Annotated in this window: 10 protein-coding genes; all 10 read left to right on the forward strand. The window is 43.0% G+C overall.

What is annotated here, in order from left to right; translation table 11 throughout:
- On the forward strand, positions 1-1,392 hold a 1,392-nt coding region (locus RDO37_RS06840), incomplete at its 5' end, for an ABC transporter substrate-binding protein (protein ID WP_308498551.1).
- A gap of 434 nt (positions 1,393-1,826) precedes the next feature.
- Positions 1,827-3,362 (forward strand): RIP metalloprotease RseP, encoded by a 1,536-nt coding sequence (gene rseP, locus RDO37_RS06845; protein ID WP_308498552.1) that lies wholly within the window; start codon positions 1,827-1,829, stop codon positions 3,360-3,362.
- Positions 3,363-3,740: 378 nt separating this feature from the next.
- Positions 3,741-6,212 carry an outer membrane protein assembly factor BamA gene (gene bamA, locus RDO37_RS06850; RefSeq protein WP_308498553.1) on the forward strand — a complete coding sequence of 824 codons (2,472 nt, stop codon included), beginning with the start codon at positions 3,741-3,743 and terminating at the stop codon, positions 6,210-6,212.
- A 591-nt stretch (positions 6,213-6,803) separates the two neighbouring features.
- Positions 6,804-7,334 (forward strand): OmpH family outer membrane protein, encoded by a 531-nt coding sequence (locus RDO37_RS06855; protein WP_027940029.1) that lies wholly within the window; start codon positions 6,804-6,806, stop codon positions 7,332-7,334.
- A gap of 170 nt (positions 7,335-7,504) precedes the next feature.
- Positions 7,505-8,542 carry a UDP-3-O-(3-hydroxymyristoyl)glucosamine N-acyltransferase gene (gene lpxD, locus RDO37_RS06860; protein WP_303074073.1) on the forward strand — a complete coding sequence of 346 codons (1,038 nt, stop codon included), beginning with the start codon at positions 7,505-7,507 and terminating at the stop codon, positions 8,540-8,542.
- A gap of 879 nt (positions 8,543-9,421) precedes the next feature.
- Positions 9,422-9,895: a 3-hydroxyacyl-ACP dehydratase FabZ gene (fabZ, locus tag RDO37_RS06865; protein ID WP_027940031.1), complete on the forward strand. Its 474-nt coding sequence runs from the start codon at positions 9,422-9,424 to the stop codon at positions 9,893-9,895.
- A 705-nt stretch (positions 9,896-10,600) separates the two neighbouring features.
- Positions 10,601-11,470: an acyl-ACP--UDP-N-acetylglucosamine O-acyltransferase gene (gene lpxA / locus RDO37_RS06870; protein ID WP_084281736.1), complete on the forward strand. Its 870-nt coding sequence runs from the start codon at positions 10,601-10,603 to the stop codon at positions 11,468-11,470.
- Positions 11,471-11,708: 238 nt separating this feature from the next.
- On the forward strand, positions 11,709-13,556 hold the full coding sequence (gene lpxB, locus RDO37_RS06875; protein ID WP_308498554.1) for a lipid-A-disaccharide synthase: 1,848 nt from the start codon (positions 11,709-11,711) through the stop codon (positions 13,554-13,556).
- 624 nt (positions 13,557-14,180) lie between these two features.
- Positions 14,181-14,813 (forward strand): ribonuclease HII, encoded by a 633-nt coding sequence (gene rnhB / locus RDO37_RS06880; RefSeq protein WP_308498578.1) that lies wholly within the window; start codon positions 14,181-14,183, stop codon positions 14,811-14,813.
- A 656-nt stretch (positions 14,814-15,469) separates the two neighbouring features.
- On the forward strand, positions 15,470-16,426 hold the full coding sequence (gene accA, locus RDO37_RS06885) for an acetyl-CoA carboxylase carboxyl transferase subunit alpha (protein WP_273325563.1): 957 nt from the start codon (positions 15,470-15,472) through the stop codon (positions 16,424-16,426).
- Positions 16,427-17,039 lie beyond the last annotated feature (613 nt).

Below are 17,039 nucleotides of genomic sequence, written 5' to 3' on the forward strand. Positions count from 1 at the left end.
AATTTGAATATCAACATCTACGAGTCATTACTGCGTTTTAAGAAGGGCACTGCAGCGGCAGAGGTTGAGCCTGCTTTAGCTGAAAGCTGGACTATTTCAGATGATGGTCTTGTTTACACTTTTAACTTACGCAAGGGCGTTAAGTTCCACGACGGTACCCCATTTAATGCTGAGGCTGTAAAGTTTAACTTTGATCGTCAGAGCCCAGAGAACCGTGTTGAGAAGATGTCTTATGCCGCTCACGTATTAGACGGCATTGCAAAGACAGAGGTAGTTGACGAGTACACCTTACGAATCACTCTCAAAAAGCCATTAACTCCATTCTTAAATTTCATGGCTATGACCTTTGCTGCTCCTATTGCCTCTCCAACTGCGCTTAAGAAGTACAACAACAACCTGATGCAAAATCCTGTTGGTACTGGCCCATATCGCTTTGTTGCATGGGATCGTGGTCAGCAGATCGTGCTCACACGTAATGATGAGTACTGGGGTGAGAAGGCTCCCGTTCAGAACGTTATTTACCGCATCATGAAAGAGACCTCAGCTCGTGTAGTTGCGTTAAAGAACGGTGAGGTTGACATCATCAACGGTATCGATGGCCATGTTATCGATGAGATTAAGGCCAGTGGTGGTGAGATTTTCACTGTTGAGGGTAACAATACTAACTACATGTTCTATAACTGCCGCAAGGGCTACGTAACCGAGGATGTAGCAGTGCGTAAGGCTATTTCTCAGGCTATCAACGTTCCTGAGCTGGTTCAGACTCTCTACAAGGGCTATGCAGATTACGCTCCTTCATATATTCCATCTTGGATGTCTGGTTTTGATAAGAACTTGGTATCCTCAACCTATGATCCTGTGGCTTCTAAGAAGTTCTTCAAGGAAAAAGGCATTACTAAGCTTACCGCTATGACTTATGCCAGCGCTCGTTTCTACAACACTGTTGGTGGTCAGGTTTTAGCTGAGGCTGTACAGTCTTATTTAGATAAGGTTGGTGTGAAGCTCGATATCGTGGTATACGACTGGGGTACTTACCGCGCTAAGCTCTTAACCGACAATTGGGATATCGCATTTATCGGTTGGGGCGGTGACAATGGTGACGCTGATAACTACATTAGCATCTTTAGCACCGATGATCCTGTATCAAACCAGGGCTTATACAAGAACGAGAAATTCAATGAGTTAATTGCCAAGGCAATTTCAACTCCTAACGGTGAAGCTCGCAACAAGCTCTATCAACAAGCCCAGAAGATCTTAGTTGAAGACTATGGCATCCTGCCAATTTCACATTCTAAGGAAATGGTTGCTCACTCAAAGAACGTATCTGGCAACTTCCTGCTTCTTAACATGACTCGCTTTAGCGATCTTAACAAGACCGTAAGCAAGGAGTAGCTGCAGTCAAAAGCTAGCTGCATCTACACTAAAGTACATTTACGCCTAAGGAGCTAAACTCCTTAGGCCATACAAAAAGCCCCGCACGATCTTAATCATGCGGGGCTTTGTTTATGTCAAAGGCCACATCACGATATTTATTTGCGGGGCTTTGTTTATGTCAAAGGACTCGTCATGATCTTAATCATGCGGGGCTTTGTTTATGTGAATGGCCCCGCCATGATCTTTATTTGCGGGGCTTTTTATATGGGCAATGCCCCGCCATGATCTTAATTTGCTGGTCTCTATCGTTATTTAGCTATGGTAGTGATCTGATCTTTTGGGATGTGAAAGGCATTCTTATGTGGCATGATGAAACTTTCTTATTAAGTTAGAGTCTGTTTTTTGGTAGCATACAATCCACAAAATTCCATCAGTTTTTCTTTGGAGTGGCAATGACCTCTGCAGTTTGGAACCTTATCTTTTTCTGTATTGCGCTTGGCATCCTTGTGACCATTCATGAGGGCGGTCATTACTTTGCTGCTCGCTTATGCAAGGTGAAGGTCTATCGCTTTGCCTTAGGTTTTGGTCCTGTTATCTACCGACGTATATTGCGTAACGGTACTGAGTTTGCCATTTGTCTTTTGCCTTTAGGCGGATATGTGAAGATGAAAGGCGAGTACGACGATAAAGAAGACGAGCAAGACTCTACCTCATCAACTCGCAAGGGCCCATTCTTTACTAGCAAAGATCATAAAGATGCGTCTGTAGATGTAACGGATCAAAGTAAAGATGGCGTGATAGAGACAGACTTTGCGCATATCGTTACTTCCCAAGATGTCAATGTAGAAGAGCTTAAAGACTCTTATGCTAAGCAAGATGATGATCTAAATGATAGCTTTGATCAGAAGACTATAGGTCAGAGGGCTTTTATTATTGCTGCAGGCCCTTTGTCTAACATGTTGCTTGCTGTAGTCTTATTCTGGCTTGCCTTCATGATGGGGGTGTCAGGTCTTAAGTCTGTAGTTGGCGAAGTGATTCCTGGATCTATTGCTGCCGAGTCTGGTTTCAAAGAGTATGACTTCATCAAGAGCATTGATGGTAAAAGCCTTGATAATTGGCGCGATGCCTCAGTAGAACTTATTTCAGGTATTGGTTCTAAAGTAGATGTAACAGTACAAGAAGACTTAGGTAAAGGCCCTGAGCGTAAGTTAGTACTTGATCTTAGTGGTATCGAGCTAAGCCGTAACACAGCATTTTTTGATGAGATTGGTCTTAATTATTGTGTAGGCAAGATTGAGCGCAAGATTTTCTTAGCCGATAAGGAAAACTCAGCTGCAGCTAAGGCCGGTCTTAAAGATGGCGATATCGTCTTGGCTGTTAATGGTGTTCCTTGCGATACGTGGTATGCCGTAAGTCGTGCGCTGCGTAACTCAGGCTTTGACGGTACTGATATTACTGTTTTAAGAAACGGCCAAGAGATTACCTTTAACGTTATTCCAAGCAAGATGGAGCGTAAGGGTCAAAAAGAGCCTAGCCCATTTTTCGGCATTGGCGTAGAGGTTGAGCCAATTCCTGAGCTTTACAGTACCTTTAGCTATGGCCCAGTGGAGGCTATGGTTCATGCATATCGTGAGACTTTAAAGTTCTCTACTTTTATTTTCACGACTTTAAACAAGTTAATTACAGGTCATATCAACGCCGATAATATTTCAGGTCCAATTGCTATTGCTCAAGGAGCGGGCGAATCAGCTGAATCTGGCTTAACTTACTTTTTGCAGTTCTTGGCTATGTTATCGGTAAACTTGGGTATCTTAAACTTACTGCCAATTCCAATATTAGATGGCGGACAGCTCATTTTCCTAGCCTATGAAAAGGTTGCAGGCAAAAAGCTTAACCCTGCCATGCAAAACTCACTGCTCTATTTAGGCTTATGTCTACTGCTTGGATTTACATTCTTAGCAATTTTTAATGACATCGCCTTTCTTTAGGGTACAATAGCGGATTTAGCGATGATCGGTCTTGTGTAGACGAAGCTTCACAGCTGTTAAATGAGGTTTATACCTTAGTTGACACTAAAGCACAGGCCTTTAAGGTCGCGCAGTGCCTGTAGTTTTTACTCAGGTAGCACTGACTGTTATAAATATCCTGAATAGAAGTGACGAGCTTTTGCTGCCTCTACTTATTGGAAAAGTCTGCCAAGAAAGGTAAATGTTTAACTTTTGTTAAATCCGTCCCTTGGCCATGAAGTTCACTGATTGGCTTTAGAATAAGTTTTGGCAAATAGCTCAATTTCCTATGATTAGGATAATGAAGCGGTCGTATAATTAGCTGCGGTTACCTCAACTCTTTTTAACTCTGGATTGAAGATGTCAACAGATAACAAGCACTTTAAAAGCACTCTTTTAAGCGGACTTGCAGTGGGCGTATTGGCTGTTATGGCCTCTAGCTCATCAGCCGCCCCTCAGACTGCCCTTAATACTGGCTCCATGGTTAGTGACAACGTTAAAGCTGTAAACGGTGTCACCGTACAGGATATTCGCGTTCGTGGTCTTAACCGTGTAAGTCTTGGTGCTGTGCTGCTGGCTATGCCTATTCGCCAAGGCGACGTATTAACCTCCGACAATGTTGCTCAGTCTTTAAAGCGTTTATATGCTACTGGTAACTTCTCAGATGTTTCTTTAGGTCTTGATGGCAATACTTTAGTTGTTAATGTTCAAGAGCTGCCAACCATCGGTGCTATTACCTTTGCTGGTAATGAACAGATTCAAGAAGAAGCTCTGAGAAATGTAGTTGAGCAGCAGGGCTTACGCGCTGGCGAACCAATCAATATCCAGACCTTAAGCCAGATTGAGCAAAGCTTAGTTGATTTCTATCACTCAGCAGGTATGTACACTGCTGAGGTTAAGCCTGTTTTAACCTACCTGCCACGTAATCGTGTTGACATTAAGCTCGAGTTTTATGAGGGTAAGGCAGCAGCTATCGATCAGATCAATATCGTTGGTAACAAGGCTTTTACTGAAGATGAGTTATTAGCTCAGATGGAGCTGCGCGATGATGTTCCTTGGTGGAATGTTATGGCCAACTCTCGCTACGAGACTCAGAAGTTCACTGGCGATCTTGAGAAGCTGCGTTCTTACTACATGGATCGTGGTTATGTACGTTTTAACGTAGACTCCACTCAAGTATCTGTAACTCCAGATAAGAAGAGCTTATACCTCTCTGTAGCTGTGACCGAAGGCGATCAGTACACTATCGGTAACTACACCTTACAAGGCGACGTCTTAAAGTATGGTCCACAGCTTAAAGAGCTGATTACTTTAGAGAAGGGCGCTGTTTATTCTGCTCGTGAAGTAACTAATACTGAGAAGGTTTTAACTAACTTCTTAGGTAAGTATGGCTATGCCAACTCCAAGGTAGTTGCTATCCCTGAGTACGATGAGGACAACAAGGTCGTAAACCTCAACTTCATGGTTGATCCAGGTGAGCGCATCTATGTAACTCAGGTAAATATTAAGGGTAACGTCTCTACAGACGATACCGTTATCCGTCGTGAGTTAAATCAGATGGACAACACTTGGCTCTCTAACGAAGCTGTTGAGCAGTCCAAGCGTCGATTAAATAGAACTGGTTTCTTCGAGACTGCAGATATCAACACTAAGCGTAATGGTGTAGCAACTGACACTGTTAGCTTAGAGACTGTAGTTAAAGAGCAGCCAACTGGCTCTATTCAGGGTGGTATTGGTTATGGTACCTCCTCTGGCTTTATGATTCAGGCCGGTATTTCCCAGAACAACGTATTTGGTTGGGGTACCCGTGCTAACATTTCAGCCTACCAAAATGACTTCCGTGAGCACATTGAAGTTGGTTATACCGATCCATACTTCCTCATCGATCAAATCTCTTTAGGTGCCAGAGTTTACTTTGACTCATTCCATGGTGATGATGCAGACGTTGTTTCATATGACAACGAGCAAATCGGTTTAGATGTTTCTACTGGTTATGCTCTGTCAGATAACCTCTACATCACTTATACCGCTGGTGTTCAGCAGATGGACATCACCTCCAATAAGTTCTTCTTGCAGGCTATCGACTTCTGGAGAACCTATGGTGAGGGTAATCTTAATAATGAGTTCTTAAACTTCACCTTTGCTATTAACCTGAACCGTAATAACTTAGACCGTACCGTCTTCCCAACTTCCGGTTCTCGTCAGAATTTAAGCTTATTTACTACTCTGCCAAGCATCTCAGACTTACAGTACTACAAGCTTGATGCTCAGACCTTCCATTACTTCCCACTCAATGACGAGCACAGCTTCGTGTTCTCTATCCGTGGTCGTGTAGCTTATGGTGATGGTTACGGTAATGTAGATGGCTTAAAGCAGAAGTTACCATTCTTCGATAACTTCTACTTAGGTGGTGATCAGTGGTTACGTGGCTTCAAGCGTAATAGTGTTGGTCCACGTGCTCTGTACCACAGCTCGAAGGATACTCTGACCATTGATGATGATGATAATTTAGGTGGTAACGCTCTGTGGGCTGCATCAGCTGAGATTATCTTCCCAACTCCATTTGTGGCTGAGGCTTATCGTTCACAGGTTCGTACCGCCGTCTTCGTTGATGCCGGTGCTCTGTGGGATACTAACTCGACTGAGTACACAGCAGGCTATAAGAATGCCCCTGACTACTCTAGCCCAAATAACTACTCAGCATCAGCTGGTGTATCTTTAACCTGGATGTCACCTGTTGGACCTCTGTCATTCTCACTGTCTAAGCCAATTGTTAAGCAAGATGGTGACGATGATGAGTTCTTCAGCTTCGACATCGGTGGTCGTTTCTAAGATCTCTTAGATAAGACCAACAAGGCGTGGGATGGCATAGTTAAACTTGCATGCAATCCCCGTCTTGTAGTGGGGCTTAAAAGGATATTGCGTCTTATTGTGCAAATAATGATAGCTATATCCAAGCTCAGCCCCAACTTGAGGCGCTACAACGCTTGTAGGCATAACGCAGGCTCTTTAGCAAAGTCTGTGAGTCTACTAGCCATATGTAATACGTATAAGTCCTTCTAGGCACAATCAGCATGCGTATGGCCTTCTAGGCACATGCACAAGTGTATGGCCTACTATAACAACGTAGTGCAATAGCGTTGTCCAAAAGATTTTGCTTTTCATCCGTACATGCTTACAGCTTATTGTCTGTTAAATAGTCACAGCTCTTAAGAAAATAAGCTAGTTTTATAAGACAAGCCTAATTTTAGTGACCTATACTGTAGCTACATGGATGTAAGTGATTAAGCTACTGCAGTTAATGTAGTATCATCAAACCAACATATTTTTCCTTGCTTTTGCTCGGGCAGTACTCTAAGGCTTACTAAAGATGGACTGTCGGTGCATCAATACCGCCAAATAACGGTTTCAGGAGTATTCTAAATGTTCAAGAAAGCTTTATTAGCCTCTGCCTTAAGTGTTGCTTTATTAGGTGCTGTTGGTCCAGCTGTAGCTGCTGAGGCTGCTAAGACCCCTACTGTTGCAGTAATTAACTTACCTCTCATCATGAATGAGATTCCTCAGGCTAAAGAGGTTGAGAAGCGTTTAAACAAGGAATTCTCTTCTCGTGAGCAAGAGCTGCAGAAGATGCAAGAGAAGGGCGCTAAGTTAGGTCAGGACATTAACTCTGGCAAGTACAAGGGCAACGAACTTACCGCTAAGCAGCGTGAGATTGCTCAGCTGCAAGCTGACTTCCAGTTAAAGGCTCGTGCACTGCAAGAAGATCAGCAAAAGCGCGTTCAAGAAGAGAACCGTAAGTTAGCCGTTGCTGTACAGAAGGCTATCGACTCAATCGCTGCTGAGCGTGGTATTGACCTCGTTTTACGTGGTGAGGCTATTGCTTACACCATTAGCGCTTTAGATATCTCTTCAGATGTTATCAAGCGTGTTTCTGCTGCTAAGGGCAAGAAGTAATTTAGACTCATAGCTAAGTTACTTTAGATTATAGGCTCATGAAATTTCCCAATAAAGTGAGCTTATAATGCTTAGAAGATGAATTTATGAGGAGCGCCCACGTACGAGCCTAACATGAGGCTACGACGCTGGGCGTAATTTTTGTCGGAACAGTGAAAAGGTAGAGTGCAATGTTAGTAAAAGACATAGCTGCCAAGCTCAATGCCGAGGTAATCGGAGACGGCGATATTGATATCGTTAGAGTTGCTAACTTAAAGACAGCCAAGGCAGGTGAAATCAGTTTCCTGTCCGACATTAAGTACCGTGATGTATTAGATGACTCTCAAGCATCTTGCATCATGATCAAGCCTGAATTTAAAGATCATGTAAAAGGCTGTGCCATTGTTACAGCAGATCCTTATCTTGCTTTTGCATTAGTCTCACAAATGCTTGATACCACTCCAGCTATTGCTTGTGGAATTCACCCAACTGCCTATGTTGCTGAGGGTGTAAAGCTTGGTAACAACGTAAGCTTAGGTGCTCACGTAGTTATCGAAAGCGGTGCTGTTATTGGCGATAATGTACAGATTGGCGCTAACTGTGTTATCGGACCAAATGCTCAAATTGGAGAGGGAACCAAGCTCTATCCTTTAGTCAGCCTCTATCATGATTGCGTTATTGGTAAGTACTGCTTAATTCAGTCAGGTACTGTCATTGGCTCTGATGGCTTTGGCTATGCTAACGATAAAGGCAAGTGGGTTAAGATTCCTCAGACTGGACGTGTGCTGATCGGTGATTACACTGAGATTGGTGCTAATACTTGTATTGATCGTGGTGCCTTAGATGACACCGTGATTGAGGGTAACTGCATCATCGACAATCTCTGTCAGATTGCCCATAACGTTAAGATTGGCTTTGGTACTGCAGTTGCTGGCGGCACTACTTTCGCGGGCTCAGTTACCATTGGTAAGTACTGCATCATTGGTGGCACTTCAGTATTTAATGGCCATATTACTATTGCCGATCAAGTTACCATCTCTGGTATGTGCATGGTGATGCGCTCTATTAAAGAGCCAAAGTCTGTCTACTCTTCAGGTATTCCTGCTCAGACTAATGCCGAGTGGCGTAAAACTGCTTCACGCGTCTTACATATTAACGATATGTATCGTCGCCTCATGGATCTTGAAAAGCAGGTCAAAGAACTAAAGTCTGATAAGCAAGACGACTAATCAAGGATACAAATTCAGCTGCGTTTTTACATCGCACGTCCTTACACGCTGCAAAGATCCGCGCATAGCATATTCATGGTCAAAGCTCATCCTTTGACCATATATACTTTGCTTCATGTCTAAGGCACGGATGCATTGTTTGATAAACTGTCAAACAGCTCATATTTAATCTCTCATGAGCTTGTAAGACATCTTAAGGATAGCTGAGCTTCTAGTTGCATCTTTCCTAGGCTACGATATAGGCGCAATGGGTGTATGTCTAATTATTAAGAGACATAACCTTTAGCTAGCAGAGCGCTTGCTGATGGCATCTTAAGATCTGCGGTAATTGATATTTTGTGTAAAATATCGAGTGCAATATGCTATGTTTCGCAGTTGAATTATTATCAAAAGCTTAAAAAAATCAGAGTTTCCTTATACAATGCATGGGCTGAAATCAGCACTTACCTTACAAAATTAGTAGCTTTATGCAAAGAATCTCATCATTAGAACGTATAATGTGGGATTGTAATTTTAAGAGCATTCAAAAATGCTTCTGTAAAGGAGCTATTTGATAGCAGCTGCGTGTTTTAGCCGATACGGGTAACTTGTTAACCGTATGAGATTTGGCGAGATTAATTTGGGTCCTACAAGCTCACGTTAGCTACGCCATGAAATTCACGCCATAATCGTAAGATTTGGCGGAAATAATTCACGAGCAATAAATGCCTCACACATAGAGGCTGCCCTTATCTTGGGTGTAATGCTTATTACTCTGCTTAATTAGCAGCTTGTTGGCAGTGGGTATTGCAACATATATCTTAAATAAAGATATGGTGTTTGAAGTGAATGTCCAGTGCCAACAGGCTGTAGCTTTTCCAATTATCAAGGTGGATACAAGTGACTTCTAACGAGAACAACGAAAAGAAGACCCTCAACGTCGAACAGATCATGGAGCTTCTGCCACATCGTTATCCTTTCTTAATGATCGATAAGGTTTTAGATTACTCCATTACTGAAGAGCACAAGACCTTAAAGGCAGTTAAGAACGTAACTTTTAATGAGCCAAACTTCACTGGCCACTTCCCAGGCAAGCCAATTTTCCCTGGCGTTCTTATTTTAGAAGCTATGGCACAGGCCACTGGCGTTCTCGCTTTCACCATGGTTGGTAAGCCAGAGCCAGGTGAGCTCTACTACTTTGCCTCTGTAGACAATGCACGTTTCCGTCGCCCTGTAGTACCAGGTGATCAGCTCATTATTGATGTTGAGTTCTTAAAGGAGCGTCGTGGCATCGCATCATTCAAGGGTGTAGCCACTGTAGACGGTGAAGTCGTCTGCTCTGCTGATTTAATGTGCGCAAAGGTTAAGAGCTAATTTAAGCCTCTTCAACACTTTATATACGGTACCTCGCGCCTAATCATGTAGCTGCAGGTAGCTTAGTACTTACAAAAAACTAAGCTCTCCACGCAACATATGATGGCATGTCCTCGTAGCTAACTTGCGCATACTTAAGCCTAAGCTTACGTTCATCATGTGCAAGCGTGCCTAAGAGCGCGAGTAGGCTTTACAAGCAGAAATTGCTCATAGTGCTTGAGTATCTTGTTGTGTAGACTCATCAAAGCACATAGGCTCATATAGCTATGAGATGTGCATGGTAGCTTAAGTTTGTTGAGTCTTAAGCATCAAAACACTATCAGCGCATGCTTGATAAATGCGTATAGCTAAAAGCCCTTGTAAAACTACCATAGTCATAAGATCACACAACTTGCTATAGCTAAAGAACTTGTAGAACTTTAGTCAAATTTGTTTGCCACTGAGGCAGACAAGTGATGATCTTGTGATCTTTAGGGTGTAATTCATTGCTTTGCTATGTTTAATCTATGCAATGAATGACATACTAAATCATGCTATCCATCAGAAAGTGCAACTGATGATGCTCTTTACATGTTCTGCTGTACCGTATAACGCAGTCCGTTTTTAATTTGCTCATAAAGTGGCAGGTCTATAAGCTCAAGGCTTATTGTGTGTCTGGTTGATCGTGCCTGAGCAAAACAATTTTCTTTTCCTGAGGGTGACAACATGGCAAACGAAAGCGCACCAAAGGCTGAGTTAACAGGTTGCAAAGCATTCCCATTAAGCTTTGATTTTCCTGGTGAGCCTCAGATTGCTTCATCAGCTACTATTGCTTCAAGCGCAATCATTCGCGGCAACGTTAAGATTGGTGAAAACGTTGTCATTCGTGACCACGTCATCATCGAAGGAGAGGTCACTATCGGAGATGGCTGCGTAATTGAGCCATTTTGCGTATTCCACGGCCCAAGCGAGATTGGTGCAAACAATCACTTCTATCAGTTCTGCTCTATTGGTGAGCACTGCCAAGATCTTAAGTATTTAGGCGAGAACACTAAGCTGTTTATTGGTGATGACAATACTTTCCGCGAGCATTGCACTGTGCATCGTGGTACCACTCAAGGTATTAATGAGACTCGTATTGGTTCTCACAATCTCTTCATGGTCAACGCACACGTTGCCCATGACTGTGTGATTGGTGATCACTGTATCTTTGCAAATAACGCAACCTTAGCAGGTCACGTAACCATCGGTGATTACGTAATCTTTGGTGGATTGTCTGCAATTCACCAGTTCGGTCGCGTAGGCTCACATGCTTTTGTGGCCGGTATGGCTGCCTTAAATATGGACGTGCCTCCATATGTTATGGCTGCAGGTCACTATGCTAAGCCATTTGGTATTAACAAAGTAGGTTTAGCTCGTCGAGGCTTTACTGACAGTGCTGTCAGCGCCATTAAGAAAGCTTACATGATCATCTACCATAAGCACTTAACCATTGAAGAGGCTATTCCACAGTTAGAAGAGTTAGCCCAAAAGGAAAGTGCAGTTCAGCCATTACTTGATTTCATCAAGGAAAACGGTCGCGGCATCGTAAGATAAGCAGACTCTAGCAAGCTACAGTAGTACGTAACTAGCCGATTACGTTTAAGTTAGCTGCTTTTTTTTAATCATAGCCATAGCTAAATGGATTGTCGTTTCAGTTAATGCTTAATAGCCATGCCACTAAATCTTGTATGTGGCGGCTGATAAGCTAGTATCTTAAAAAAGCTAGATCCTGGCATTTCACATAAGCACCGAGGCACAAACAACTACATTTGCTTTGAGTAAAGGTTTCTCGATGACTGAAGAAGTTTCTACCACCCCGCACCTTTACGCCATCATCGCTGGAGAGGTTTCTGGAGACACATTAGGTGCTGGCCTGATGAAGGCTATTAAGCGCTATGATCCTGAAGCCAAATTCATTGGTATTGGCGGCGAAAAGATGTCCAAGTGCGGCATGGTATCAGCCTTTGATATGAAAGAACTTTCAGTCATGGGTGTGTTTGAAGTCGCAGCTCATCTTATTCCGATCTTAAGAATCAGAAAGAAGATTACCGATATCCTCCTCAAGGCACGTCCGTGCGTAATGATCGGTATTGATTCGCCAGATTTCAATTTATATGTGGAAGGTAAGCTTAAAAAAGCAGGTATTAAGACTATCCACTATGTAAGTCCATCGGTGTGGGCTTGGAGAGAAAAGCGCATTGAGAAGATTAAGGCCTCATGTGATGAGGTATTAGCTCTCCTGCCTTTTGAAAAAGACTTCTACGATCAGCATGATATGCCTTGTACTTATGTTGGTCATACTCTAGCTAACTCAATTCCTTTAATCATCGATCAAGATGTAGCTCGTGAGCGTTGCGGCTTATATAAGCATTGTGTAGATACTGTCGATGGCAAGGTCTTGGCTATATTGCCAGGCTCCCGTCGTGGTGTTATCTCACGCATGATGCCAATTTATGCACGTACTGCTAAGCTCTTACACGAGAAGATTCCAGATCTCACCTTCATCTCTGTAGCTGCAGATCGTGATACTGCTTTGCTCATTAAAGACTTATGGTTAGAGCAAGCTCCGCAGATTTCTATTACTGTCTTTGTTGGCAATGGTCGTGATGTGATCGCCTCTGCTGATGCATGTTTGCTTACCTGCGGCACTATCGCATTTGAGGCAATGCTGCTTAAGACCCCAATGACTGTGGCGTACCGTGTCTCATGGTTAACTGCAGCCATTGCTCGCCGTCTCTTGAAAGTCTCCATGTATTCTCTGCCAAACTTACTGGCTAAAAAAGAGATTGTCCGTGAGATGATTCAGGAGGATTGCACTCCAATTAAGCTTGCCCATGAGTGCATTAAGCTCTTAACTTCAGATAACTTAATGATGAAGAAAGAGTTTGCCTCTATCCATGGTGCCATTCGTACTAATGCTGATGATTTAGCAGCGCGTACTGTCTTCAAGTTAATTGGCCAAGAACAGCTCACTCGTGGTTTACTTGAGTCTTCAGTAAGAAAGAGCGATAGCAACAGCAATGAAAGTGAGCTTATCACAGCAAGTAGCGACAAAGCTTTAGAGTCTAAGAGTAGCTCTAAAGACGAGCGTAGCAGCAAATCTAATAAGCGTCGTAAGACTAAGGCAAAAGAACAAGCTTACGCAGCTGAACCAAAGGTAAATGAAGCTGCCCCATCGGATACTAAAGTAGCTAGTGAGGCAATGAGTGAGCAACCATCTCAAGCTCCTGCAGAAAAGCCAAAAACAAAGGGCGGTTCAAGCTACAAGGACTTCTTTAAAAAGCGTCGTTTAGCTCAGGAAGCTCAAAATAAGAAAGATGCGCTCAAGAACGAGACAGTAGCAAATAACAATACTGCTACAGATACTGCTCTCTTGTCAAAAGAAGCATCTGCTATCAAGAGTAAGTCTCCTGCAAAGCCTGATGCAGCTGATGTAAAAGACGATCTTACTGTAGAGTCAGTTCACAAGCGTACTGATAGCACTAAGGAAAAGGATGAGGCCGTATCATCTGCTAGTGCCAAGCCAACCTTAAAGGAATCAGCCAAATCTGCAGTGTCTGATCTTGGTATTGCTATTCGCATCAAGAGTCCACGCAAAAACAAGAATGCTAATCGTACCTTACAACACGATCGCATTTAGGCTCTAAACAAATTCTCGCTACAGCAGGCATGTAAGATCTACATGCCTGTTGCGTTTTTAGCGACCCAAAACGCATAGCATCCTAGTCACCTTCCACCAAGCTAACTTATACTATCGCTGCATGACGAAAGCGATAGCTAGTCTAAGTACACACCAATGCAGATAGTTCGTGCCAAAGATCGGCAAGGATCATTTTGAGGCGTAGAATAGGTCTAAGCCAAGTATCTGAGTGTGTGGCGCAAATGCATACAATCTCTGGAGGTGTTTATGGCCAGAACAAAGAAGAAATCTCAAGCTGATAGTCATTACTCACAAGGCAATCTCTTGGATGCATGTGAGCAGAGCCAAGATCAAGCTAACGCAATAGATCTTGGAGATCTCTTTTCACACCAGGGTGAAGGAGATCAGAGCGATCTTGATAATAGTTTTGCTGCAGCTTTAAAGCGTCAGCAAGAGAAAAAAGATAGCCAAAGTATGCAGGTATCAGATAGTGCTAACGCAATTAACGACACGCAAGCACAGACAGCTGCTTCACCAAAGAGATCACGCAAAGGCACAACCACAGCAAAAGAGAGCGTGACTAGCAAAGATGCTAAGAGTACACGTAAGAAAAAGTCTACTATCATGCCGCCTTTTGACTACCCAATTGATCCTGTGACTAACGTTATTTGTGGTGTTGATGAAGCCGGTCGTGGTCCGCTTATGGGAGATGTGGTTGCTGCATGTGTGGTGCTTGATCATAACAATATGATCCCTGGTCTTAATGACTCTAAGAAGCTCACAGAAAAAGCTCGTGATGAGCTGGCTGTCTTAATTAAAGAAAAGGCTATAGCATGGGGTATTGGACGAGCCTCTCCTGAGGAGATTGACGAGTTTAATATCCTTAACGCTACTTACATTGCAATGGGGCGTGCCTATATTGCAATGAAGAAGCGCTGTAACTTAGCTTTAATTGATGGCAATCGTATTCCTAAGACCTTAGCAGAACAGGGCATTGTCTGTGAAACCGTGGTAAAGGGTGACTCGAAGGTGCCAGAGATCGCAGCTGCTTCAATCCTTGCTAAGACCGCTCGTGATGCTGATATGTATGAGCTCGATAAACTCTTCCCTCAGTACCACTTTGCCAAGCACAAGGGTTATCCAACAGCCGAGCATCTTGAGATCTTACAAAAACTGCCACTCTTAGATATCTACAGGATGTCCTTTGGCCCGGTTAAACGTATTCTTGAGCAAAAGGCAACCAACCCTCAAGATTAAAAGATCATCAAGCTCAAAAGATCTTCAATGACAAAAGATCATTAGGCTAAAAAGAGCTTCAATAACAAAAGATCATAAAGATCAAAGGAGCTCCTTTAACAATAGATCACTACGATCAAAAGACCGCCAGGAGCTAAAGATCACCAATAACCAAATGACAAAGCCGCTAAGAGCATGTTCAAAATGCCAGCATCAAGATTTATTTGCTCATGTTGTGCAGCTGATCGGGCGCTTTTGTTAAGAAAGATGCTGCTTAGGTACTGGCTTTAGGAACTTATTTTTTTCTCGCAAAGCCGCATGTATACGACGCTTGCGAGATCTACGTGTTCTTTGTATGGATTTACAAAGCGTTTTCTAGTAAAGTATCCAATATTTTGTTTGTAGAAGTGCAGCTGTAATATCGTTTACAACTGCGTTAAATAGGCAATTGGAGCCCAATGGCCTTAAAAGACGCTGTAATCATTTAGTCATGAACTAATGGCAGCGCCTTAACCGGTTTCGAGCAGAGGATCATTCCTCTGATGTGTTGCTTTGGCAACGCTAAGCAAGAAATCACTTCGTTGTTGCTTAAAGGGAGATAGTGCTGCTACTGCAATAAACCAAGTAAACCATGCTACGAGCGTGGACTTGTTTGTAGATGCGCACTGATTTTGCTGATGAACATTAACTATCTGGAATTTGAACAGCCGATTGCTGACTTATTAGCTCACATTGAGGAGCTTAAGAGATTAAGCACCACTGTCGGCAATGACGTTGATTTATCCAAAGAGTTAGAACAGCTCCAGAAGAAGAATGTTGAGCTCACTAAGAAGCTCTATTCATCTTTAAGCGCATGGCAGATTTCTCAGCTGTCTCGCCATCCAATGCGTCCTTACACCATGGACTATGTAAGCCGCATCTTCACCGACTTCCAAGAGCTTGCTGGTGATCGTGCCTTTGCTGATGATAAGGCAATCATTGGCGGTATGGCTCGTATCGATGGTATTCCTGTAATGCTTATCGGTCATCAGAAAGGTCGTGACACCAAAGAGCGTACTATGCGTAACTTCGGTATGCCACGTCCAGAAGGCTATCGCAAGGCTATGCGTCTGATGAAGTTAGCTGAGCGTTTTAACATGCCTATCATTACTTTCATTGATACTCCAGGTGCATATCCTGGTGTGGGCGCAGAAGAGCGTTCTCAGGCAGGTGCTATCGCTGAAAGCTTACGCTTGATGAGCGATCTTAAGGTTCCAGTTATCTGTACCGTTATCGGTGAGGGTGGCTCTGGTGGCGCTTTAGCTATTGGTGTTGGCGATCGCGTTAACATGCTGCAGTATTCAACTTACTCAGTAATTTCTCCAGAAGGCTGTGCCTCTATTTTATGGAAGAGTGCTGAAAAGGCCTCTTTAGCTGCAGAAGCTATGAACATTACTGCTGATAAGGTTAAGGGCTTAGGTCTTATCGATGAGATCGTTCCAGAGCCTTTAGGCGGCGCTCACCGTGACTATGACACCATGGCAGAAAACCTCAAGGCAGTCTTACTCCGTGAGATCAAAGAAGTTGCTGCCTTAGATGAAGTAGACCGTCTCAATCAACGCTTTGCCCGTCTGATGAGCTTTGGCTACTGCTAATTAACAAATACTCAGCAGCTTATAAGGCACAAATAAAAGTCTATAGCTGCATTGCTTAAGCGCCTGATTGCCTAACCGCTCTCAGGCGCTTTTGTTTTCCACTCAATAAAATCCCATCCAACGCATCACACGCAGCTCACATTGCATCAACTTGAGCTCACAACTCATAATCACCGCATTTGTTGCAATTAGATTACAAGCAATTTAAGCGGTGGAAGATCAAATATATACTAATGAACACAAGTCAAATCTTTTAGCTAAACTCGGTAGAGCTGTAATAACTATCGTGTATTTGGCTAAAGTGGATAGTATTCAGAATTTCTCAAGATTTCACTTGGTGTTGTATCTATTCAAATCTACACTAAAAGCCGATATCTACGCTAATCTTTATACATGTGCTTATGTTTAATAATGTGAAGTTGTTTGATATTTATTGATATGTTAAGAAACTGTTTCAAGTTTACTTTAGGCTAATAAACAGTATTTAAGTCACAGCTGATGCTGTAAGGCATTATGCCCCATCGGCTTGTATATGAGTCTCGTAAAAGTTAAAACACAATACCTCTCAAGATCAAAACAAGAGCATGTTCAGATCATGACATATAGCAACCCT

Source organism: uncultured Anaerobiospirillum sp., from assembly GCF_902485895.1.
GTDB classification, from domain to species: Bacteria; Pseudomonadota; Gammaproteobacteria; order Enterobacterales; family Succinivibrionaceae; genus Anaerobiospirillum; species Anaerobiospirillum succiniciproducens.